The following is a 22,021-nucleotide window of genomic DNA, read 5'->3' as shown; positions in this document are numbered from 1 at the left end:
GGGTATATGAGAAATTCAAGTAAAAAAAATGACACCTTTCCCGTTTTCTAAGTCTCCCGTCACAGACCTTTCGCAAAGAGCACCCTATTTTGTTTCCAATTTTGGTTTTTGGACAGGGGTGACCGACTACAAAGAAGCAGGAATCCAATTTTTAACTGAATTTGCAAATCAATGCGGACTCAAACAAAATGTTTCCATCTTGGAAGTGGGATCTGGCCTTGGCGGAAGCCTTCTCTATTGGAAGGATCACTATCATCCCTCTAGGCTATCTGCTATCAATTTACCAGGGGAACAATCAAACTTCGCCAAACAACTCTTTCATGAACATAATCTAGAAGTAAGTCCTTTTATAGAAGCAGGATGGGAAAAAATAAACACATTAACATCGAATGTGTATGATTATGTTTTTTCTGTTGATGCTGCTTACCATTTCACTCCTATGAATGAGTTTTATAAAGAATGTTATCGAGTTTTGAAACCTGGTGGGAAATTGGTATTCAATCTGTTTCACTTAATCGATACTCGAAAAAAAAGTTTTAATGGGCTTTTGTCTTTTTTTTACATCCCACCGAACGAAGTGAAAAAATCCGAGGAGACCATTTTGGAATTAGAGTCCATTGGATTTCTGATCGAAAAAAAATTAAATTGGACAAAGCCAGTAATCGAAGGATTTGTTCAAAACAAGTCACAGATGAAATTTAGTCTACAAGTCTTTGGAACAGTATTACAAACGATTACTAAAATTTTAGGCCTTAGTTATCATTACTATGTAGTCCAAAAACCAATCTAAGTTTGGATGATGGAATCAATGGATTGGTTCAAAATTTTGGAAACAACTAGTAATGCAGACTTTGCACCTGCTTCCAATAGAGGAATTCCATATAAGGAATAGGATCCACATAGCCAAAGTTTGCAATCTGGATTTGCATGTAAGGAAGAAATCCTTTCAATGGCAAGTCTCGTTCGTTCATCCATGACTGGTCTTTCGAATTTTGCCAATTTCAAAGTATCTTGTTCACTCGGTAATTTGTGAGGGTTCCAAGTTTGGTAAACCGTTTTCCCTTGTAATTCAGGGATAATTCTTCCTAAGTCCAATGTGACTTCTGGTTTATCATAACCTTCTCTGATATTAAAAACGAGCGATACATTGGGATTTTTAAAATAACTGGAATCAGTATGTAAAACCACATCACTTGCTTCATATCGAAATTCATCCAGAATTTCTTTTTCCTTTTCAAACCCTTTTCCAAGTAAATGTTTCGCCTGATTGGCTTGGGTAGAAAGGATCACATGATCAAATTCTTTTTCTTCCTGTTCAAATTGAATGATGGACTTCGAACCTTTTTTATAAATTTGTTGGATTTTGGAATTTAAATGGAGTTCATCTATTCCTTTTGTCATTCGAGTGACAATATCACGTGTTCCAAATTTTGCTGTTTCTTGTGGAGTGTATGAATATCCTCTCGAATGATAACCGATAATGGTTTCCGCAGGATACTGCGCCACAGTCTCCGTTTTACAAGTGTTCACCAAAGCAAATGTAGGTAATAAAAATTCATAAATAAAAGAATGAGAATATTGGTATTTCTTTAAAAAATCTAAGATCGTGATCCTTGGATTTTCGTTTTGCCAATCTGATTTTGCATTGGCATAAAACTTTAACAAATCGGAAAAGATGGTTCTTCCTTTCGCAGATAAAAAAACATCTGCTGTTGGGATCCCTATGTGAAAACCAAATAGGTTTTTGGAAAAAAAACCGAATACGGCTTCATCACTGGAATCCACACGAAAGGAATAATCCACAACTTTTGTTTGGATCGAAGCCTTGTCATACACTTGGAATAAAGTAGGATAATAATCACGTTTGATCGTGCGAAAGGGTATATCAAATTCCACTTCCTTCCCGTGTATCATTTGTTTGGCTCCAAAGGCAACCATTCCAATCTCGGGATGTTTTTCGTATAAAAAAACATCCGTAAATTTATTGAAAGCCCAAGCAGCCGTTAAACCGGTAATCCCTGATCCAACAACTGCGATCACTTCATACTTCCTGTTTTTAAGAATTGCACATGCCAAGACAAAGCTGTTTCCAAATCATGAGGAGTATGTTTCCCTTTTGAGACTCGAAGTGCATTTTCATAATAAGCTCGAAGTTTATCCCGGTATATCGGATGAGCACATTTTTCAATGATTAATTCCGCACGTTTTTTAGGCGGACATCCTCTTAGGTCTGCCAGTCCATTTTCTGTTACAAAGATCATCGTTGAATGTTCGTTATGGTCAGTATGAGAAACCATAGGAACGATTGCTGAAATATTGCCATCTTTGGCAAGCGAAGGAGTCATAAAGATACTGAGATGAGAATTCCTTGTGAAGTCACCTGACCCACCAATGCCATTCATCATGGATGTTCCCATCACATGGGTTGAATTCACATTTCCATAAATATCAATTTCGATGGCTGTGTTCATAGCAATGAGACCCATACGTCGAATCACCTCAGGGTGATTGGAAATCTCTTGTGGTCGAATGATAAACTTAGATTTCCAATTGGATATATTCTCATGGAATCGCTTCAAACCTAACTCCGAAAAGGTGAGAGCCGAAGTGGATGCTACTTCTAATTTATCTGCATCAATCAAATCGAAGACAGAATCTTGTACGACTTCTGTATACATTTGAATTGCATGAAATTTTGGATCCTTTGCCATACTGGCAAGAACTGCATTGGCAATATTTCCTACTCCATTTTGGAAAGGAAGGTATTGTTTTGGAATCCTTCCTTTTTGAATTTCGTGTTGGATAAATTCTAAAACATGAGCTGCTATATTTTGGCAATCTGCATCAGGAGTTTTGAAGACAGTAGCCGCATCCGGTTTGTTTGAGCGTACAATTCCTTTGATTTTTTCTTTTGGAACTTGTACATATGGTTCTCCAATACGATCACTTGGATTGACAATCGGGATGGGTCCACCTTTCTCATGGTGATTTGGTAGATAAATATCATGGTAGGTTTTGAGTTCTAATGGATGAGTATCGGTTAACTCAATATAGATGGATTCCGCATTTTGTAAATAGGTGGCACTCATCCCAGAAGATGTGGATAAATAAATTTTTCCATCAGTTGTGACATCGATCGCTTCCACGATGGCAACATCAATTTTTGGTAAAATTCCATGTTCGATGTATTTCACCACATGCGATAAATGCATATCAATAAAATCGGTTTCCCCTTGGTTGATCAAATTACGAAGGTGAGAGTTGGATTGGTATGGGATTCTTAATTTTAAAGCACCCGTTTTGGCAAGAACACCATCTAACTCTTCGCCTGTGGATGCTCCTGCATATAAATTGATCGAAAACGTTTTTCCCGATTTTTTCTCTTCTTCAATTCGTTTTGCAAAAGCGGTGGGAATGAGTTTTGGGTAACCTGCAGGTGTAAAACCGGAACATCCCATGGTCACATGATTTGGTAATAATTGGGCAATTTCTTCAGCTGTTTTTAACTTTTCTTCAATCAGTGTATTGGTAACTGTCATAAATTCAATTTCTCTACTTAGACCAAAGATAAAGAGATTGCCTAAAAATAAAAAGTCCAAATTCTGAACGTATGGATTTTCTCTTATATTTCTATTCGGTATTATTTGGAATCATTCTTGTTGCTCCTTTTGTTTTGTTCTATTATCGCTTCCAAGTGGATGAGTCTCCTTTTGGAAAGGAAACAGATGCCCACTTAAAAGCCATTTATGAGAAAAAGAGTAATCTCTTGGATTCGTTAAAAGACATTCGATCTGATTTTGATTCGGGGAAACTGACAGAAGAGGAATTTCAAACCCAATCCATTCCTTACATTGAAGCCTTGGAAACAGTAGAATCCGAACTTATTGTGAAACAAAAAGAACAATTGACAGTCATAGAACCGATCATCAACAAGGACTGGACTTGTGCGAATTGTGGTTCTTTTGTTTCGGTTCCTAATGCAAAATTCTGTCCCAATTGTGGGACCAGTCGTTTGGCCTAATGGGATCCAGAGAATTGCATATCATATAAACGTTTGTATTTGGAATTTGGATTTTGTAGGAGTTCCGTGTGACTTCCACTTTCTACAATTTTACCATTCTCTAAATAATAAATCGTATCAGCAATTTTAACAGTTGATAAACGGTGTGCAATGATGATGACTGTTTTGTTTTCATACAAACGAACAAAGGCTTGTTGGATCAATCGTTCTGATTCTGTATCAAGGGCAGAAGTTGCTTCATCTAAGATCAATACTTCTGGATTGGCAAGTAAGGTTCTTGCAATGGAGATCCTTTGCCTTTGCCCACCTGACAACATCACACCCCTTTCTCCCACAATGGTATCATAACCTTCCTCAAAAGATTCGATGAATTCAGATGCGAACGCATCTTCTGCGGCACGCCTAATTTCTTCTTCCGTTGCTTCTGGTTTTCCAAAGGCGATGTTTTCTCGGATCGAACCATTAAACAAAAAAATGTTTTGGGAAACTACACCAATGCGTTTACGAAGGTTATCTAAACTTAAGTCTTTGGCATTTACATCATCCCAAAAAATTCCACCTTCTGTGGGATCAATTAACCTTGGTAATAAATCCACAAGTGTGGATTTACCAGCTCCCGAAGAACCAACGATAGCAATGGTTCCACCTTTGGGTAATGTAAGGTTGATGTTTTTTAATGCATATAAATCAGTATTGGGATAAAGGTAAGTCACATCTTTATAAGTAATAGCCTTTTGCAAATCTCCAAGCGATTTAGGACTTGTTGGTTCTTTGATATCAACATCTCTTCCTAAAATTTCAAATACACGATCACTTGCAATCACAGAGGCTTGGATCAAATTCACCAAGATGCTCATTTGTTTGAGAGGACGCATCAGAAAGATAAGTGTTAGAAAAAAAGCAATGAACATCCCTTTGGAAAAACTTGCATCTTCCAATAAGTAAGCACCAATTCCTAAAAAAACCATCGTCACAACAGAACCAGATAACTCAGTCAAGGCGGGTCCTATTTGGTGATAAAAATGTGTTTTGAATGTTTTATCTGATAGGTTTTGGTTTACTTTAAAAAATCGTTCTGCTTCCTTGTCTTCCATGGAAAAAGCACGAATCACACGAATACCTGAGATCACTTCTTGTAAATCACCATTGAGCTCTGATAACTGTTCCTGTTGGTTTTTGGTAGTCCTACGAATCCTGTCTGCGAATGTACTAACAGGTCCAACAATGAGTGGAATCACAATGAAAAGCAAAAAGAACAATTTCCAGCTTAACACTAGTAAGATGATCAAATGCGTGATGATGTAAAAAAAGTCATTGATCGCGTCTTTTAAATCGTTTGAGACAACTTTTCCCACAATGTCGACGTCGTTAATGACACGACTCATGAGAACTCCCGTTTTTTCCCGATAAAATTCATTTAGTGGTAACACTTGGAGTTTTCGGTAGAGAGCTTGCCTTAGGTCCTTCACCGCAAGTAATCCCGCTGAATTGACAAAGTAAACTGTTCCCGCAAGGCAAAGTAATTTCAAAAAGTAAATCGGTAATATGATGAGGCAAAATAGATAAACCAAATCATCTGGTTTTTTCTCAGACAACTCTGCATTGGTTTTATCCTTTAGATTGGCAAATTGCCATTCCCAATACACAAGCCCTTGCAAACGATCTGGATTTTTGTGTTCGTTTAAAAGAGACTGGTCTTTTTTGGTAAGAGCAATTTGGAATTTGTAATTTTCGCCCGTGCCTAAAGAATCAAAAATGGGGATGAGAGAAGTAAGCGAAGCTCCATTAAAAATGGAAACAAATATAGACAGAAAAACTCCTAAACTGAGTCTGTATTTGTATTTTGCCAAATATGGCCAGAGTTTGCGGTAAATCTTCACGTATGAGAACCTTATCCCTCGTTTTCTTTCTCTTGTCCCTCACTTTTTGTGGGAGAGACCGAGAGGAGTTTGCCATCCAAATTGCTTTGCCATCGGATCCTACCCATTTGGATCCTTTATTTAGCACAGACCTCACAAGCCAAAAACTGGCCCGTTTCCTACACCAAGGCCTATTCGTTTCCGAAAAGGATGATTTTGTTTCTCCTTGGGTCACCAAAACTTCTCACACCCATTCCCCATCCGAGGAGATTTGGCGTTTTGTTTTACAGAAAACAAGTCCACCCATCCAAGATATCCATTTTAGTTTAGCAAGGTTGGTATCGGAATCTTATCCGAGAAAGGCCGATTACCAATTCCTTTTATCCGTTCAAATCCTTTCCCCAAGTGAATTAGAATTACGATTCCGAAAAGGAACAGAGGAAAGGGAATGGAAAGAAAAGTTAAGTTTACCATTTGCTTCCATCATTGGAAAAGAAGAATGGGAAAAAAACAGTTTAAAGACCTATGGGAAATATAAACTCGTTCAATGGAAAAAAAATGAATTCATAGATTTGGTATATCAAAAAGAAGAAACAAAAACACTTCCGAAATCGATTCGTTTTCGCATTTTACCACAATCCACCACTTCTCTTTTTTTATATCGCAAAGCGGAATTGGATGCATTCAAACTATCTGATTTTTTACTTTCCATCCCCGAAGCCACTTCCGAGTTCACTCTGACAAAAAAAGGTAGATCCGTACAATATGTAACCATCAATCAAACCAATCCTTGTTTTGATCTTCCTTTTCGGAATGCTTTGAACTTCAGTATTCCTAGAGAACAAATCATTCAAAAACTTTTGGAAAGTCATGCGGACTTAACGTATGGACCCATCCCACTTCCATATTTGGAAAGATTGAATCTCAATCTAAAACCAATGAATCTTTCTTATGATAAGAACAAGGCAATTTCTGAATTGAAACAATCCAAATGTTATCCCAAAATTCTAACACAAGAAATCAATTTTCGTATGCGCGGAGATGACGAAAACCAAACCAAAGGAAGAGCCATTAAACAAGCATTAGAAGAGATTGGTTTAAAAATAAAACTCCAACCCATGGAAAAAGCACCTTTGTATAAAGAAAATGGAGAAGGGAAAGGTGATTTAACACTACTCACTTGGTATTCTGATTATGATTCCGTTTGGAATTTTGTAGATCCTCTTTTTCATCCAAGTAAAACTGGAAATGGCGGGAATCGTTCCTTTTACCAAAACGAAACAGTAGGCAGTTTGTTAAACAAACCCAATAGAAGTCTTGCTGATGCCAAAACAGTGATTGAAACTGTCACCGAAGAGAAACCTTGGATTTTCCTATGGTCCATCCAAGAAAACTATTTAGTCTCTAAGGAGTTTCTTCGTTATACCGAACTCGCCGATTATCTATAAGAGGTGGTTCCAATTCTACAGAATCCACCGCAGTAGGTTGCATCTTCGTTCCATCAGTTTCATAGGTGGAAATCTCAGAGTCTTCTTCATCAACTGCATTTGGCACATTGGCAATGTTAGGTTGCGGATCAGATTTATTAAATCCATTTCGTTTTGGTGGCAAATCACCAATATAATAATACTGGGCATACAAAGGAACTTTACAAATATATTCAGGACTTGATTCGATCATCGTTCCATCATCTGCACACACATCAACTTTGACAAAGTCACCGACAAAACTTGGGATGAGTTGGTTTCCCATTCCTAATTTTGATTTTACGTTTTGGATGTATTTATACCAGATACCACCAGACACACCAGATCCAGATCCTGGGAACGGCGCTCCTTCATCGTGGCCCACCCAAACAACCGTTACATTGCGTGGCGTAAGGCCCGCAAACCAAACATCCCTTACTCCTTTGATTCCTTTCCATTTAGAAGATTTTAGTTTGGGAGACTGGACTGTTCCGGTTTTCCCTGCATATAAAAAAGGTTCCCCTTCTTTTCTTTTTAAGGTCATCGTTCCTTCTTCAGTTAGGACCGATTGTAATGTATTGACTGCCATCGCACATGCGACTGGATCTAATATTTGTTCGGCGGCTTCGTTTGGAACCGTATTATAAAATTCGTTTCCATCCATATCTGTGATTTTAATGATTTTCCGCGGAGTGACTCGCCTTCCCCCATTCATGAGCGTAGCATAAATTGTAGACAATTCCATAGGACTTAGTTCTCCAGATCCCAGGGCAAGGGAAAGATTCCTTTGGAATCGTTGTTCCGCTTCTTCTTCGGGAATCGAAAGGATGGCACTTAATTTCTGAATGAAATATGAAATCCCTACTTCATGTAATAATTTCACAGATACGGTATTCACGGATTGGGCCAAAGCTTGCCGAACAGTGATATCCCCTTTATAACCTTTGTACCAGTTTTTGGGAGAATAACCAGAGAAGTCTAATTTTTCGTCTTTGATTTTAGAGGATGGATTGACAATGCGTTTTTCAAAAGCGAGAGCATACACTAACGCTTTGATTGTGGAACCAGGTTGTCTTCTCGCTTCCTCTGCTCGATTGAATCGAAATACATTGGAAATTTTATATCCACCCACAAGTGCTTCCACATCCCCTGTTTCAGGATCCAATGAGATCATTGATCCACTGAGTTGGGGCAAAATACTTCTCGTTACTTCTGCTAAATCGGCTTTCCCTTTACTCTGATACTCTAACTCTTGTTTGGAGAGATCGGCCCGAACTGAATCTACGCCAATACGGAGTGCTTCTTCCGCAAAACGTTGTTTTTCTAAATCGAGAGTTGTATAAACAAGAAGTCCTCGTTCTTCTAAATCTTCATTCGAAAATTTTTCCAAAATAAACCTTCGAATCTCTGAGTTAAAATCAGGAGCCAAATTGACACGGAAATCTTTGTCTGCTCCATATTTCCCAATTTCACTTGAGTATTTGAGATTTCCTTCATCATCTTTGGTTTCTTTGATTTTATAAATGGTTCGAAATCGCTTCAAATTCACTTCAATCGAATCAGAAAATTTCACAGGAATGTCTTTTTGAGAAGGATGTAATTCTGGATTTCGCGCCATATCATATAACACTCGTTTTTGGCGAGAAAGAGCGATTCCCAAATTACGAACAGGATTGTAGACACTGGGTGCAGGAATGATGCCTACGATTAAAGCTGCTTCTTCTGGGCTCAGTTCCGAGGCAGGTTTACGAAAATAATACCGAGCTGCTTCTTCTACCCCAGTATTTCCTTCTCCCAAAAAGATTTGGTTTAAATACATGGCCAAAATTTCTTCTTTGGAATAATGGCTTTCGATATAAAATGTACAATACAATTCAGTCAGTTTATTGAATAAATTTCTTTTACCAAGATTCAGAGTCAACTTTGCTAACTGTTGTGAGATGGTAGATCCACCTTGTGACAATCGAAACTGAACAAGATTGGTAACAACCGCACGTAAAATTGCCGTATAATTCAAACCAGAATGGGAAAAAAATTCTCTGTCTTCCGAAGATAAAACAGCCCAAACAATCACGTTGTGTTTACCTAAATTGTCTGTACGAATGGGACGAAAGTTACGACGGTAAAACTCACCCATCACTTTCCCACTTCGGTCGAGGATTTTTACAGATTTAGGTTGGAAATTGTCATAAAAATTGGAAACTTCTGATCTATATTTTTCTAGGGATTTGTGAACACGAGCTTCTTCGCCAGACCAAACTACGTAAGCACCTCCCAAAAAGAAAAAAGTAAGGAACACACCCACAACGATTCCAATTGCGATTACTTGGTTTTTCTTTTTCCACAAAAACCGCATTAAGTCCGTTAAATGGCCATACAACACTTCTAAAATCAAATATAAGGAATTGTTTTTATAGTTCATTTTTTCTTACTCTTTGTTTTAGGAAAAACCAATGACTCCACTTCTTCAAAGTGCGTGACTGGATAGAAGGTAACACCTTTTTTTACATAGTCAGGGATTTCTTGGAATGCTTTTTCATTGTCCTTTGGAAAGATAATTTTTTTGACTCCTACCCGTTTTGCAGCTACGATCTTTTCCCGTAGTCCCCCAATGGCTAATACTTCTCCAGTTAAAGTCAGTTCGCCTGTCATACCAAAACCTGGATTGATTACACGGTTTGTCACAAGTGATAAAATGGCAGTTGCCATGGTGATTCCAGCACTTGGGCCATCTTTTGGAGTCGCTCCATCTGGCACGTGTAAGTGGATGGCTTTTTTCTCAAACAAGGCATCGTTATTCAAATAATTTTTCACAAACGACAAAGCAATGTTTGCTGACTCTTCCATCATTTTACCCATTTGTCCTGTAAGAGTCAAACCACCTTTGCCAGGAATCAATACCGCTTCGATGAGTAGTGTTGATCCACCCGCATTTGTCCAAGCAAGTCCGAGGGCAGTTCCTGGAACTTTTGGAATTGTCATTCGATCATCCACAAACGGTGGAGGTCCTAAGTATTCTACCAGATCTTTTTCTCGAATTTCTTTGGAATACTTTTCCTTTAACACTTGTTTGAGGGTGAGTTTACGAACTAATTTATCAAAAGTTTTTTCGAGTCCACGTAATCCCGATTCTCTCGAATAGGAGTTAATGAGATGGGTGACCGTCTCCTTTTTCATTGTGAAGGAATCTGGTTTTAAACCATTTTTGATAAAGATTTTATCCCAAAGGTATTTTTGGAAGATTTGAACTTTTTCTTCCGTGATATAACCGGAAAGTTGGATCACTTCCATCCGATCGAGTAAGACTCTTGGAATAGGTTCAAAAGTATTGGCAGTCGCGATGAAAAGCACATCTGATAAATCAAATGGCAAGTCCAAGTAATGATCTCTAAAATTGAAATTTTGTTCTGGGTCAAGAACCTCAAGGAGTGCCGCTTGTGGGTCTCCTTGGTATCCTTGAGACATCTTATCAATCTCATCTAACAAAATCACAGTATCACGTTCTTTCGTGATCTTCAGTGCATTGATGAGTTTTCCTGGCATCGCCCCAATATAAGTGCGACGATGGCCTTTGATCTCTGCTTCATCTCTTACCCCACCCAGAGAGAACCGAAAAAACTTACGACCAAGTGCCTCAGCAATCGATTTAGCAATGGATGTTTTTCCAACTCCAGGTGGGCCAACAAGGCAAAGAATAGAACCTTTACTTTTAGGATTGAGTTTATGAACCGCTAAAAACTCTAAGATTCGTTCTTTGACATCTTCTAGTTTGTGATGGTCACGGTTTAAAACTTTTTTGGCATGAAGTAGGTTGATATCTTTGGGAGCTGGTTTTTCCCAAGGCAGACTATCCACTAAGTCCAAATAATTTCGAATTACATTGTAATCACTAGAGATGGGATCTGAGTTTTTGAATTTATCTATCTCTCGTTCCACTTCCACAATGATTTCTTCAGCAACGGGAATGGCTTTTAAACGAGTGAGTAGTTTATCATATTTTTGTTCGGTTTTATCTTCCCCAACACCTAATTCTTGTTGGATGGCTTTTAATTGTTCTCGAAGGAAAAATTGCCTTTGTTGGTTATCAATTTTATCATTGATTTGTTCTTGGATTTTTTTCTGCAAAACCACAAGTTCAATTTCTTTTTTAAGAAATAACAAAACCTTTTCTAATCGATCATTGATATGAATGGCTTCTATGACGGATTGGTATTCTTCCTTTTCCAAATTGAGAATAGAACAAACAAAATCAGCCATCTTAGCTGGTTCATTCACATTCATCATCGTTAATTTCATATCTTCCGTGAACAATGGATTGTTTTGAGCGAGTTCCTTTGTCAAAATGAGTAAGGTTCGCATCAGTGCTTTGATGTTATTTTTGCTTGTGCCCAATTCTTCTTCAGGGTAACTCACATTGGCAATTAACATTGGTTCTTTGGTATGAATCGAATTGATTTTGAAACGTTGGATGGTATTTACTAAAATATTCATCCCACCGTCTGGTAAGTTGATTTTTTTTAAGATCCTTGCAACAACTCCAATTTGGAAAATATTATCTTCCGATGGAAGTTCTGATTCATCTTCCTTCAGCAAAATAAGTCCTAAAAATCCCGCTCCTTTTGAAGACTCTTCGATCGACTGGATGAACCTGCCTGGTGGTACGATGAGAGGCGTGATGATTCCAGGAAAAACGGGTCTTACTTTGATCGGAAGTAAAAAGATCTGTTTGGGTAAGGTATCTTCTAGTCTTGCCAATTTGGTTGGGTTTTCCCAAAATTCATTTGTTTCCAATCCGTATCCTTCCTTATGTTTCAATTTTATCAGGGCCAAGCGCTAACATTTTATCGCGGAACAAGGCTGCCTTTTCAAAATCCAAGTCTTGTGCGTAACGTAACATTTCTCGTTTCAAGGCTTCACGTAACTTGTCTTTGGTTTTGTATTTCTTCAAGGTAAATTCTTTTTCTAATTCTTTTAAGGCTTCTTCTTTGCTATCTTCTTCCGCCATTTCTCTTGGAAGGATATCATGAATTTCCTTTTGGATGGTTTGCGGAGTGATCCCCATTTTTTCGTTATGAGTTTCTTGGATCAAACGCCGTCTTTCGGTTTCACTGATGGCTTTTTGGATAGAATCGGTCATCCGATCTGCATACAAAATAGCCTTTCCATTCACGTTCCTTGCTGCCCGACCAATGGTTTGGATGAGGGATTTGTAATTTCGTAAAAACCCTTCTTTGTCCGCATCAAGAATGGCCACAAGGGATACCTCGGGGATATCCAATCCTTCTCGGAGCAAATTGATCCCAACTATACAATCATACACTCCTTTTCGTAAGTCCCGAATGATTTCTGTTCGTTCGATGGTATCAATTTCGGAATGGAGGTATGCGATTTTTAATCCAACTTCTTTGTAATAATCCGTAAGATCTTCTGACATCTTTTTGGTCAGAGTGGTGATGAGGATTCTTTCTTTTTGTTCGATGCGAAGTCGAATCTCATTCAGCAAGTCTTCAATTTGATTGGTCGTAGGTCTTACTTCTACAATGGGATCAAGTAGCCCTGTGGGGCGAATGATCTGTTCAAACACCGCTTCACTTTTTTCAAGTTCTTTTGTATCAGGAGTAGCAGACACATACAAAGTCCTTGGTGTCATGGATTCAAATTCTTCAAAGTTGAGAGGACGATTGTCGAGAGCACTTGGCAATCGAAACCCAAACTCAACTAACGTTTGTTTCCTGGATCTATCACCTGCATACATCCCACCAATTTGAGGCAGTGTCACATGGGATTCGTCAATGATGAGTAAAAAATCTTTCCCAGGAAAATAGTCCAGTAAACATGCAGGCCTTTCTCCTTCCGAACGTCCTGTCAAATGCCTAGAATAGTTTTCAATCCCACTACAATACCCTAGCTCAACTAACATCTCCATATCATAGTTCGTACGAGATTCAATGCGTTCTGCTTCTAAGTGTTTGCCCTGTTTTAAAAAATACTCTTTTTGGGCCGCCATTTCTTCTTTGATTTTTTCAATGGCATCTTTGATTTTTGGACCAGAAGTAATGAAGTGTTTTGCAGGATACACAACCACTCGGTCTAGTTTGGTTTTTACTTTTCCTGTCAGTGGATCAATTTTAGAAAGTCCATCAATTTCATCTCCAAAAAGTTCAATGCGAATCCCCTCTTCTTGGTAGGATGGCATGATTTCAATTGTATCTCCGCGAACACGGAAATTCCCACGACTAAAATCAATATCGTTTCGAGCATATTGGATGTGTAAAAACTTACGAATGATTTGGTCACGATCGATTTTATCACCCACATGTAACATGACAACCGAGTTCATATAATCTTCAGGAGAACCCAAACCATATATACAAGATACAGAACTCACAATGATCACATCGTCACGTTCCAATAGACTGGATGTAGCACGTAACCTAAGTTTGTCGATTTCTTCATTCATCGACATATCTTTTTCAATAAAGGTATCGGAAGAAGGAACGTAAGCCTCGGGTTGGTAATAATCGTAATAAGATACAAAATATTCTACGGCATTTTCAGGAAAAAATTCCTTAAACTCACGAAATAATTGTGCTGCCAAGGTTTTGTTATGAGATAAGATAAGTGTGGGTTTTTTGACCCGAGTGATGACCTCAGCCATGGTAAAGGTTTTTCCTGAACCAGTGACACCCACAAGGGTGATTTTATTTTTACCTTCACCGAATGACTTCGCAATATTTTCAATTGCTTTCACTTGGTCTCCGGCAGCTTTAAAAGGAGAAACCATTTTGAAATTTGCCATAGGAACCTATGTTAGTTTACGAGTTGCTTTTAGGATAGCTTGTTTTCTGTTATCAGTGATCTCTAAGTCCACTGAATCAAAAAGTTTTTGCATGACCATCATACCACGCATCAGAGTTGCTGTGGATGAAAATTTCCCTCTTTGGATATCATCTTCTAAATTAAAATCTTTTACGGTATTGACCATTTCAATTGTAAAGACTTTTTGTTTATCAATTTGGAAGGTCACTTCCACACCACCACCATCACCATACTTGGCGGCATTTTCTACGGCTTCTACGGTGGCGATACAAAGATCCATCCGCAACTCTTCATCAATTCCATTTCGTTTGAGAAAATAAGCAAGCCTTGCCCGAACATATTGCATGGGGTTATAATGAAGTGCCCCAAGGATCACAAAGGATTCTGATGTTCCCATCTTCCTTACAATAGGTGACTCGTCTGTAATGTAGTATTCTCGTGGGTCAATGGGATTTGTGGTAATGAGTCCATCTTTGACAAACTCATCCATCACTGTGGTGACGGTTTCCAAAGTCACGTTCGGAACATCTTTGAATTTTCTCTGGGTTTCCATAAACACCCAAGAGGTAAAATCGTTCACATTCCCCGAAAGTCCATTGGAGAACAAAGTTTTGATTTCTTTCTCTAACTCAGTTCTGGAGAGAGGGAACGGCATATATTCCCATTTCAATGAGAACGGAGGACTTGTAAATTGTTTTATACTTTAGGGATTAGTCCGCGTTTTTTCTTGGCGCAGTGCTTCATAAAGAACGATGGCAACAGCATTGGATAAATTGATCGATCGGCTCGCTTCTGCCATAGGAATCGAAATGATTTGGTCAGAAGGGTGTCCGTTGTGAATTTCTTCCGGGAGTCCCGAAGTTTCTCTCCCAAATAAAAACACATCATTTGCCCGAAACTTCACATCCCAATAGGTTTTTTTTCCAAATTTGGAGACGAGGAAAATTCGATTGCCTTCGGATTCTTTGGTCGTTTGAAACTCCTCCCAAGTCGGGAACTGGTACAAATTCAAATCCTTCCAATAATCAAGCCCTGCTCGCCGCACGGCTTTTTCAGAGAGGTCAAAGGAAGGTTCCCCTACAATGGAAAGTGGCACACCTGCGTTTACACAGAGGCGCGCGATATTACCCGTGTTAGGTGGTATTTCGGGACGAAATAATGCAATTTCCAATCGAAGTTTACTTCTTCTTTTTTTGGTTTTCCAATGATTTTTGGAGCGCAAGTCCAAAACTGGAAACAGATCCTGTTGCCTCATCTTTAGAAAGATATTCTTGGTATTCCATTCGGTCTTTTGCTTCTGCTGCTTTGGAAATGGAAAGAGCAATTTGTCTTTTCTCAGGATTGATTTCCAAAACAAATACTTCGAGTTTTTGACCAGGTTGGAATACTGTGTTCAGAGGAGTTCGTTGTGGAATCCCTGTTTCTTTGTTTGGAACAAGACCAGAAAAATCATCTCCCAACCGTACAAAAAGTCCGAAAGGTTTAATTGATTCCACAGTCCCTGAAATGATATCTGATTCTTTGAATGGAAGTTTGCCAGACCATGGGTCTGATAAAAAATCTTTTACACTAAGTGAGATTTTATTCGTAGACCAATCCAAAGTTAGAATTTTGGCACGAAGGGTTTCTCCCACTCGAAACTCAGTTGTGAGGTCTGGACTTTTTTTGTAAGTGGCTTCGGATTGTGGGACAAGAGCATCCAATCCATCCATATCCACAATGAGTCCAAATTTATGAATGCTTTTGACTGTGCAGGAAACAAACATGCCTACTTTTAACTCGTCACGTAACAGTTGCTTTTTGGTCTCTCTTTCTTTGTCTGCTATTTTCTTTTGAGAGAGAAGGATTTTAGATTGTTTTTTCCCAAGTTCTGAGATGATAAACTTAATCCGTTTGCCAGAGATGTTTTTCCCTTTGAGTGAGACATCTAATTGGCTAAACGGAACAAAGGCTGTCGCACTCCCAAGTTTAACGTCCCAACCACCATTACCTTCTTGTAATAATTGGCCGAGCACTGGGATTTCAAATTGATTTGCCAATTCTAAATTTTCTTCTGTTAGGTTGTCAGCTGACAAACAAGTGGTAAAATAAAAATCACCCGAGTTTTCTTTTAAAAAATATACGATGAGTGTTTCACCAACTTTTGGTAACACTTCTTCTCTCCATTCTTCTGAAGAGATATTCCCGATGACTTTATTGTCTACGGTGCGAATGAACACATAATCATTTTTAACAGCTGTTACTTTCGCTTCATGGCGTGAGCCAGGTTCAATGGATTGTCTTTTTTTAAAACTTTCTTCTAATAAACGGTCAAATTCTGAGGATGGGCCTTTCATTTTGCGGTTCCTTCCTTGGTGGGTTTGGAGGTATATACCAATTTTCCTCCCAATACCATGGATTCAATTGGAAATATTCCCGAAGCACGTTTCAGAGGATTTTCCGAAAGGATCGAAAAATGCGCAGGTCCTCCCACTCGGAGCCTTCCCCCATGATCGGCTCCCACATATTGACAGGTCGTTTGGGTGAGTGTTTGGATGATACGACGTCGCACTTGTGGCAAACTTTCCTCATCCCGATTCGTAGGCAAAAGAGTATAGGATTTGTTTCCAAAGAGAGATTCCCAAAACCCTTTTGAGGCAACATTCGGTTTCTCTTCTTTTTTCTTTGCCTCTTGGAGCAAACTTTCCCAAAGCATCACTTCTACAACGGCAGCTTGGCCAGGGAAAAGACCCCAATGACCAGAGCCGCTCGCAAAGAGTAAATTGGAATGGGTTTCTGTTTCCAAACGAAACTGCGAGGCATACAGGGAGAAGGGCTCGGATTCCGTTTCTTCTGAGTTTTCCGTTTCCCAAATCAAATTTTCTTTCCATACTTTGCCAAAATAAGGATGGACTTTGGCCCACGTGACGGCTTCTTCTTTTCCAACCTCTGGTTTTCGTTTGAGTTCCTGTAAGTAAAGAATCCCAAAGAGCGGCGCCCATAAAAAATCACGTTTTTGCGTGCGGTAGAGATTGGTTCCTACTGGCATGGGATGGAAAAGAACCGTGAATCCAGTGTCGAGTGCATCTTCCCAACTGGTTTTGTCTGCGAAGGTGTATGCGACAGCCAAATTCCCATTTGATTCCAACTCCTTTCGTTTGGCAAAGAGTTCGGTTTGCGAAAAACCACGGTTTTCCTTTTCTTTTAAGAAAATGGGAACATGGCCATTTCGTTTGGAATCCCAATTTCCCTTGAGTCCCGATTGGTAATTGGATCCATCCCCCACTTCCAGGTCTGGATACAGATGGGGTTTTTGGGTTTGGGAAAGGATGGGAGCATTCCATTTCGACCTGACGATATCCGATTGCAAAGAAGTAAGATTGGGGTCACCGACAGACTCAATGTGACTAAACCCTGCGGATAAAAATCCAAGGAAAACACGAGAGAGTTCGGCTTTGTTTGTTTTTCCCCCTTGCCCATTGGCACTAATGGTGACAGAGGCGTCACAAAATCCCGGCAATAGGTATTCCGGATTTGGTTTGGGGGATGCGGGTTTCATCGAAAGAATTTTACCCTGCCCCACTTCCAAATCGACAAATCCAGAAAAATTGGCTTTTTCACTGTCCCAAATCCGAACAGATTTCATTTTCAAAGATTGAGACAAAAGAATCGAGGGGGCAATAGCCGATAGGAATAAGGTGAGGGATAGAAGCCTGCGGTTTTTCATGCTAGCGGTCTTAGTACCTTGACAGTAAGGACTAGAATGGAAAAGATTTCGGGTATGGGAAAGGAAACAAGCGAGATTTCTGATCACATCAAATTACATATCGAAAACGGGAAAATTCTCTCGCTAAAGACCCACCGGGTCTCCAAATCCGTGGAAGAACACATCAAAGAGGCCGTAGGCCTAATTTTGGACCGTCTCACCTATCCCACACTCGTTCCTACGCTCTACACCATCATCAAAGAACTCGCCATCAATGCCTGCAAAGCCAACCAAAAACGGGTTTTCTTTGAAGAACGTGGGTATAGCATGTTAAACCCTTCGGAATATGCCAAAGGGGTTCGCGAATATCGAGAGATGTTTTCGGAAGAGATGTCGAACGAATTCGGGATCAAAGCCAAAAAAAAAGGATACTACTGCCTTATTAATTTTAAATACAACGATGATGGCATCATCATTGAAGTGATCAACAATACTCCCATTGCCAAAGAAGAAGAAAAATCAATCCGCGAACGTTTGGAAAAAGGCATGATGTACGATGACATTGCTCAGTTTTACATCGATAATGCGGACACCTCAGAAGGAGCAGGCCTTGGTCTTGCTCTCATCCTCATCATGTTAAAAGGGGAAGGGATTGATCCTAATTTTTTTAGAATCATCATTGGCGAGGATTCGACCATTGCTAGATTGGAAATACCACTCAGTGAAAAGTTTATTTCCAGACGCGATTCTAACGAACCTTAAATGACATCAATTCCTATCTCCTGTGCGATCATCACCTTAAATGAAGCTGATAACCTCAGCCGTACCTTAAAAGCCATTTCTTTTGTGGATGAAATCGTCATTGTGGATTCAGGATCAACAGATGATACAGTAGAAATTGCGAAATCATTTGGAGCCAAAGTTTACCACAGGCCATTTGAAAATTACGCAGACCAAAAAAACTTTGCGATTACAAAAACGAAACATGATTGGGTATTTGCCATTGATGCGGACGAAGTGGTTTCTCCTAAATTAAAAGAAGAAATCCTCGATCTGTTTTCCAAAAACAATTTGAAAACAAAAGGATTTTTAGTACCAAGACTCACGTTTTATTTAGGCAAATGGATTCGATTCGGTGGATACTATCCAAATTATCAAATCCGATTGTTCCAAAAATCAGAAGGACAGTTTAGCGGCGGTTTGGTGCACGAAAGAGTGAAGTTAAATGGCAAACCTTCTAAATTAAAAAATCCACTCTTCCATTATTCTTATAAAAATATATCAGACCATTTGAAATTCATTGATCGGTATTCTAGTTTGTTTGCAGAAGAAGAGTATCGAAAAGGGAAACGAAGTTCTATTTTTTGGGCTTTTATGAAAGGATGTTTTAAGGGTTTTTATATGTATTGGATTCGCTTAGGAATCCTAGATGGAAAACAAGGTTTTGTTCTCGCTCTCCTTGGGTTTTATTATAATTTTCTAAAGTATCTCAAACTTTACGAAAAATCGAATTCAATCCCTTCGTTCTTTGTTATGGTTGATTCGGTTCATAACGTAGAGAGCAAAAAATCCACCAAGAAAAATAGCGACCAAATTCACGTTTGATAATTGTGTGGATCCAATTTTTGGAGACATGAGCCACATGATGATGTCACGGATATAGGTTTGTAATGTGGCAAATACAATCAACGCACCAATTCCTGCGACAAAAGTAGATCCCCAAAATTTTCCGAGTAAGTCTTTTCGTTTGTAATAATAAAAATAATAGGCACAGGCTGCGGATGCGAGAAAAAAGAATAAAATATCAACGAGAATTGTCCATGGTTCCGATGGTGCGGCAAGCGGTAATGAAATCATTGGTCTTGTACCTATCTATTACCTATTTTCGGTAAGCCATTGTTTAGTCCATAAGATAAAAAAAAGAGGTTTTCCTTGTATTCAAAACACACTGAGATCTTCGGGATACTAGGATATCCCTTAGGCCATACCCTATCCCCTTGGATCCACAATACTCTTTTCCAACTCAGCGGGTATGATGCCGTGTATTTAGTGTTTGAGAACGAAAGGTGGAAAGAGATAGGACTGGCTCCTCTTCTTGATTTGGGTGTGAAAGGAGTATCGGTCACCATTCCTTTCAAAGAATGGGCGTATACGCAAGCAAACCAGGTTTGTGAAGCCTCTAAAACTATGGCTTCGTCCAATACCCTTCTCTTACGAGATGGGATTGAGGCGGTGAATACAGATGGTACGGGAGCCCTCCAGTCCATCAAACAACACAATGTTGACCTTGTCGATCCGAGGATCGCAAAAAATATCCTTGTTCTCGGGAGTGGTGGCAGTGCAAAAGGAATTTTGTTTTCCATCGCAAACGAATTAAAAATCCAAGCAAACAATCGGGAAATCAAACGAAAGGTCCACTTACTCGCAAGAAACCAGGAAGCGATGAGTGAGATCGAACAATCGTTAGGAAATCCAACTTGGTTAGAACGAACCAAGTTAGAGCAAGTGATGCAAAATAAAGAAGATTATGACTTAATCATCCACACAACTCCTATTGGAATGAAGGGTGTAGGTGGTGAACGCATTTTGGATTCCCAATTTTTTACCAAAAAACATACGTTATTCGATATCGTTTATAATCCTCTCGAAACAGATCTTGTGAAAGAAGCGAAGAAAAAAAAGGCCGAGATCATCCCTGGATATCATATGTTACTGTACCAAGGAATCAGACAGTTTGAACTTTTTACCCAAGCCAAAGCAAAGTCGAAATGGATCAAAAAGGTAGAATCCATTTTACTTCAGGAATTAAAAAAACGAAAATGAAAGTCCTTGGCTATTTTCGTTTTCCATCACGAGATCCCATTGGCATACAAAAATTAGAGTCATATTCGCTTACAAAATGTTATTTTTAGAGTATTTAAACCAAAGGCAAAATGTGGAGAAGACAAGAAATTTTAATGTCTTCCAAAACTATACCCTAGATGCGCTAAACAAACTGTTTGCATCGCTAAAATCTTCGATTCATACAAGTGAGAAAAAAAGTCCCAATCCTTCCAAACCCATTCGCGTAAGCGTTGTTGGAACAAACGGAAAAGGTTCCACCTCACACTACTTAGCTTGTCTTACTTCGCTTCTCGGCTACAAGGTCGGATTGTATACGTCACCACATCTTCTCACACCTCTGGAAAGATTCCAAATCGTAACCAATGGAAATCTATCTCTTCCTTCCAAAGAAGACGTCGAAGAATGTTTCCAAACCATTTTAAAAGAAAATCATCCCGAGATAGATTCCTTATCTTATTTTGAGTTTTTAACTGTCTTTGCCTATCGATACTTCCAGAAACAAAATGTGGAAGTGGAAATTTGGGAAGCGGGACTTGGCGGAAGGTTAGATGCGACAAAACTAGTGGAAGCCGATTTTGTAGTGATGACAAAAATTGGTCTCGACCATTCTGAAATTTTAGGTGGAACGAGAGAAGCGATCTGCCAGGAAAAATTAGGAATCATTGGAGAGAAAACTTTGGCTTTGTTTGCGATGAAAGAAGAAGTGGATTCTCTCCCTCTTCCTTTTCAAAATCGGCCCAAAAAAGAGAAAGTCCCACTCCATGTGATCGCACAAGCACCTAAAGAAAGTTATTTGGAGTCAAATTTCCTTTATGCAAAGGAAATCCTAAAAGACCTTTTTCCAAGTCGAAAAAATGATTTGGAATCGATATCCTTTCCAGAAGTTCCCAATCCCAAAGGAAGGATGGAAGTTTTGGCAAAGGAACCGCTCATCGTCTTTGACCCTTCCCATAATCCAGACGCCATCCAAACAACGACTCAGGAATTTTGCAAATCCCATCCCGAATTCCACCTCCTACTCGGGAGCCTCCCAGATAAGGATCTTCCAGGCATCCTAGAGGTTTTGCCTAGAACGGCCCTAAAAACCCTCTTTTTATGGGAAGGAGAAGGTTTTGGGACGTTTCCTGAGCCTCGGCCCGACCTTGCCAAACAAACTAAAAGGACCAAATCCGAATCGGACCTGGTTCCTGTATTCCAAGGCAGAACTCCGCTTTTGGTGTTAGGAAGTTTTCGACTTTATGGAATTGTGGCAAATTTAATACAAAATACAATAAAGATGTAAAATTGGACTTTACAAATGAATCCTGAACGAGATTGTTCTTTTAGG

General features: G+C 39.2%; 18 protein-coding genes. 7 read left to right on the top strand and 11 right to left on the bottom strand.

Translation table 11 applies throughout. The features are described 5' to 3' along the window. The first annotated feature begins 28 nt into the window (after positions 1-28). A complete protein-coding gene (locus tag EHQ59_RS02415; RefSeq protein WP_135617537.1) occupies positions 29-790 on the top strand; it encodes a class I SAM-dependent methyltransferase in 762 nt (253 codons plus the stop codon). On the opposite strand, the gene EHQ59_RS02410 is transcribed toward EHQ59_RS02415, so the two are convergent. Then, positions 787-2,040, bottom strand: coding sequence for an NAD(P)-binding protein (locus EHQ59_RS02410; protein ID WP_135617536.1), 1,254 nt, complete (start codon positions 2,038-2,040; stop codon positions 787-789). The two genes, EHQ59_RS02415 and EHQ59_RS02410, sit on opposite strands and share 4 nt — an antisense overlap. Further along, entirely contained in the window at positions 2,037-3,539 is a 1,503-nt protein-coding gene (locus EHQ59_RS02405) for a succinate CoA transferase (protein WP_135617535.1), read from the bottom strand. The genes EHQ59_RS02410 and EHQ59_RS02405 overlap by 4 nt, the downstream gene beginning before the upstream one ends. Positions 3,540-3,610: 71 nt before the next feature. Between EHQ59_RS02405 and EHQ59_RS02400 the strand changes: the two genes are divergently transcribed. Next, positions 3,611-4,021: a zinc ribbon domain-containing protein gene (locus EHQ59_RS02400; RefSeq protein ID WP_135617534.1), complete on the top strand. Its 411-nt coding sequence runs from the start codon at positions 3,611-3,613 to the stop codon at positions 4,019-4,021. On the opposite strand, the gene EHQ59_RS02395 is transcribed toward EHQ59_RS02400, so the two are convergent. Continuing rightward, positions 4,018-5,901, bottom strand: a complete 1,884-nt coding sequence (locus EHQ59_RS02395; RefSeq protein WP_135617533.1) for an ABC transporter ATP-binding protein — start codon at positions 5,899-5,901, stop codon at positions 4,018-4,020. The two genes, EHQ59_RS02400 and EHQ59_RS02395, sit on opposite strands and share 4 nt — an antisense overlap. A 2-nt stretch (positions 5,902-5,903) precedes the next feature. Here EHQ59_RS02395 and EHQ59_RS02390 point away from each other — a divergent pair, with 2 nt between their 5' ends. Continuing rightward, a complete protein-coding gene (locus EHQ59_RS02390) occupies positions 5,904-7,328 on the top strand; it encodes an ABC transporter substrate-binding protein (protein ID WP_135617532.1) in 1,425 nt (474 codons plus the stop codon). Here EHQ59_RS02390 and EHQ59_RS02385 read toward each other — a convergent pair. Genes EHQ59_RS02385 through EHQ59_RS02355 form a run of 7 tightly spaced genes read right to left on the bottom strand, consistent with a single transcriptional unit; the run spans position 7,285 to position 17,790 of the window. Continuing rightward, complete coding sequence (locus EHQ59_RS02385; protein ID WP_135617531.1) at positions 7,285-9,768, bottom strand: transglycosylase domain-containing protein; 2,484 nt, start codon at positions 9,766-9,768, stop codon at positions 7,285-7,287. The two genes, EHQ59_RS02390 and EHQ59_RS02385, sit on opposite strands and share 44 nt — an antisense overlap. Further along, positions 9,765-12,137: an endopeptidase La gene (gene lon / locus EHQ59_RS02380; RefSeq protein WP_135617530.1), complete on the bottom strand. Its 2,373-nt coding sequence runs from the start codon at positions 12,135-12,137 to the stop codon at positions 9,765-9,767. Before lon ends, EHQ59_RS02385 begins: the two co-directional genes overlap by 4 nt. A 13-nt stretch (positions 12,138-12,150) precedes the next feature. Beyond that, complete coding sequence (gene uvrB / locus EHQ59_RS02375; protein ID WP_135617529.1) at positions 12,151-14,145, bottom strand: excinuclease ABC subunit UvrB; 1,995 nt, start codon at positions 14,143-14,145, stop codon at positions 12,151-12,153. A gap of 6 nt (positions 14,146-14,151) precedes the next feature. Next, on the bottom strand, positions 14,152-14,820 hold the full coding sequence (locus EHQ59_RS02370; RefSeq protein WP_135617600.1) for an ATP-binding protein: 669 nt from the start codon (positions 14,818-14,820) through the stop codon (positions 14,152-14,154). Between the two features lie 48 nt (positions 14,821-14,868). Then, positions 14,869-15,336: a tRNA (cytidine(34)-2'-O)-methyltransferase gene (locus EHQ59_RS02365; protein WP_135617528.1), complete on the bottom strand. Its 468-nt coding sequence runs from the start codon at positions 15,334-15,336 to the stop codon at positions 14,869-14,871. A 7-nt stretch (positions 15,337-15,343) separates the two neighbouring features. Further along, the gene (locus EHQ59_RS02360) at positions 15,344-16,501 is read right to left on the bottom strand and encodes a S1 RNA-binding domain-containing protein (protein ID WP_135617527.1); all 1,158 of its coding nucleotides are present in this window, start codon (positions 16,499-16,501) and stop codon (positions 15,344-15,346) included. Then, complete coding sequence (locus tag EHQ59_RS02355; protein ID WP_244245338.1) at positions 16,498-17,790, bottom strand: hypothetical protein; 1,293 nt, start codon at positions 17,788-17,790, stop codon at positions 16,498-16,500. The genes EHQ59_RS02360 and EHQ59_RS02355 overlap by 4 nt, the downstream gene beginning before the upstream one ends. Before the next feature lie 117 nt (positions 17,791-17,907). Here EHQ59_RS02355 and EHQ59_RS02350 point away from each other — a divergent pair, with 117 nt between their 5' ends. Further along, positions 17,908-18,612, top strand: coding sequence for a histidine kinase (locus tag EHQ59_RS02350; RefSeq protein ID WP_135617525.1), 705 nt, complete (start codon positions 17,908-17,910; stop codon positions 18,610-18,612). Continuing rightward, positions 18,613-19,455 carry a glycosyltransferase family 2 protein gene (locus tag EHQ59_RS02345; protein WP_135617524.1) on the top strand — a complete coding sequence of 281 codons (843 nt, stop codon included), beginning with the start codon at positions 18,613-18,615 and terminating at the stop codon, positions 19,453-19,455. Here the strand turns inward: EHQ59_RS02345 and EHQ59_RS02340 are convergent. Then, on the bottom strand, positions 19,363-19,707 hold the full coding sequence (locus EHQ59_RS02340; RefSeq protein ID WP_039928508.1) for a hypothetical protein: 345 nt from the start codon (positions 19,705-19,707) through the stop codon (positions 19,363-19,365). The two genes, EHQ59_RS02345 and EHQ59_RS02340, sit on opposite strands and share 93 nt — an antisense overlap. Before the next feature lie 75 nt (positions 19,708-19,782). On the opposite strand from EHQ59_RS02340, the gene EHQ59_RS02335 reads away from it, so the two are divergent. Together EHQ59_RS02335 and EHQ59_RS02330 are read left to right on the top strand one after the other, a co-directional pair. Beyond that, positions 19,783-20,673: a shikimate dehydrogenase family protein gene (locus EHQ59_RS02335; RefSeq protein ID WP_135617523.1), complete on the top strand. Its 891-nt coding sequence runs from the start codon at positions 19,783-19,785 to the stop codon at positions 20,671-20,673. A gap of 76 nt (positions 20,674-20,749) precedes the next feature. After that, entirely contained in the window at positions 20,750-21,976 is a 1,227-nt protein-coding gene (locus tag EHQ59_RS02330) for a folylpolyglutamate synthase/dihydrofolate synthase family protein (protein WP_135617522.1), read from the top strand. The last annotated feature ends 45 nt before the right edge of the window (positions 21,977-22,021 follow it).

The organism is Leptospira kemamanensis, from assembly GCF_004769665.1.
Taxonomy (GTDB): Bacteria; Spirochaetota; Leptospiria; order Leptospirales; family Leptospiraceae; genus Leptospira_A; species Leptospira_A kemamanensis.
The sequence above is the reverse complement of the archived record's forward strand: the minus strand, read 5'-3'. Positions and strand labels throughout refer to the sequence as shown.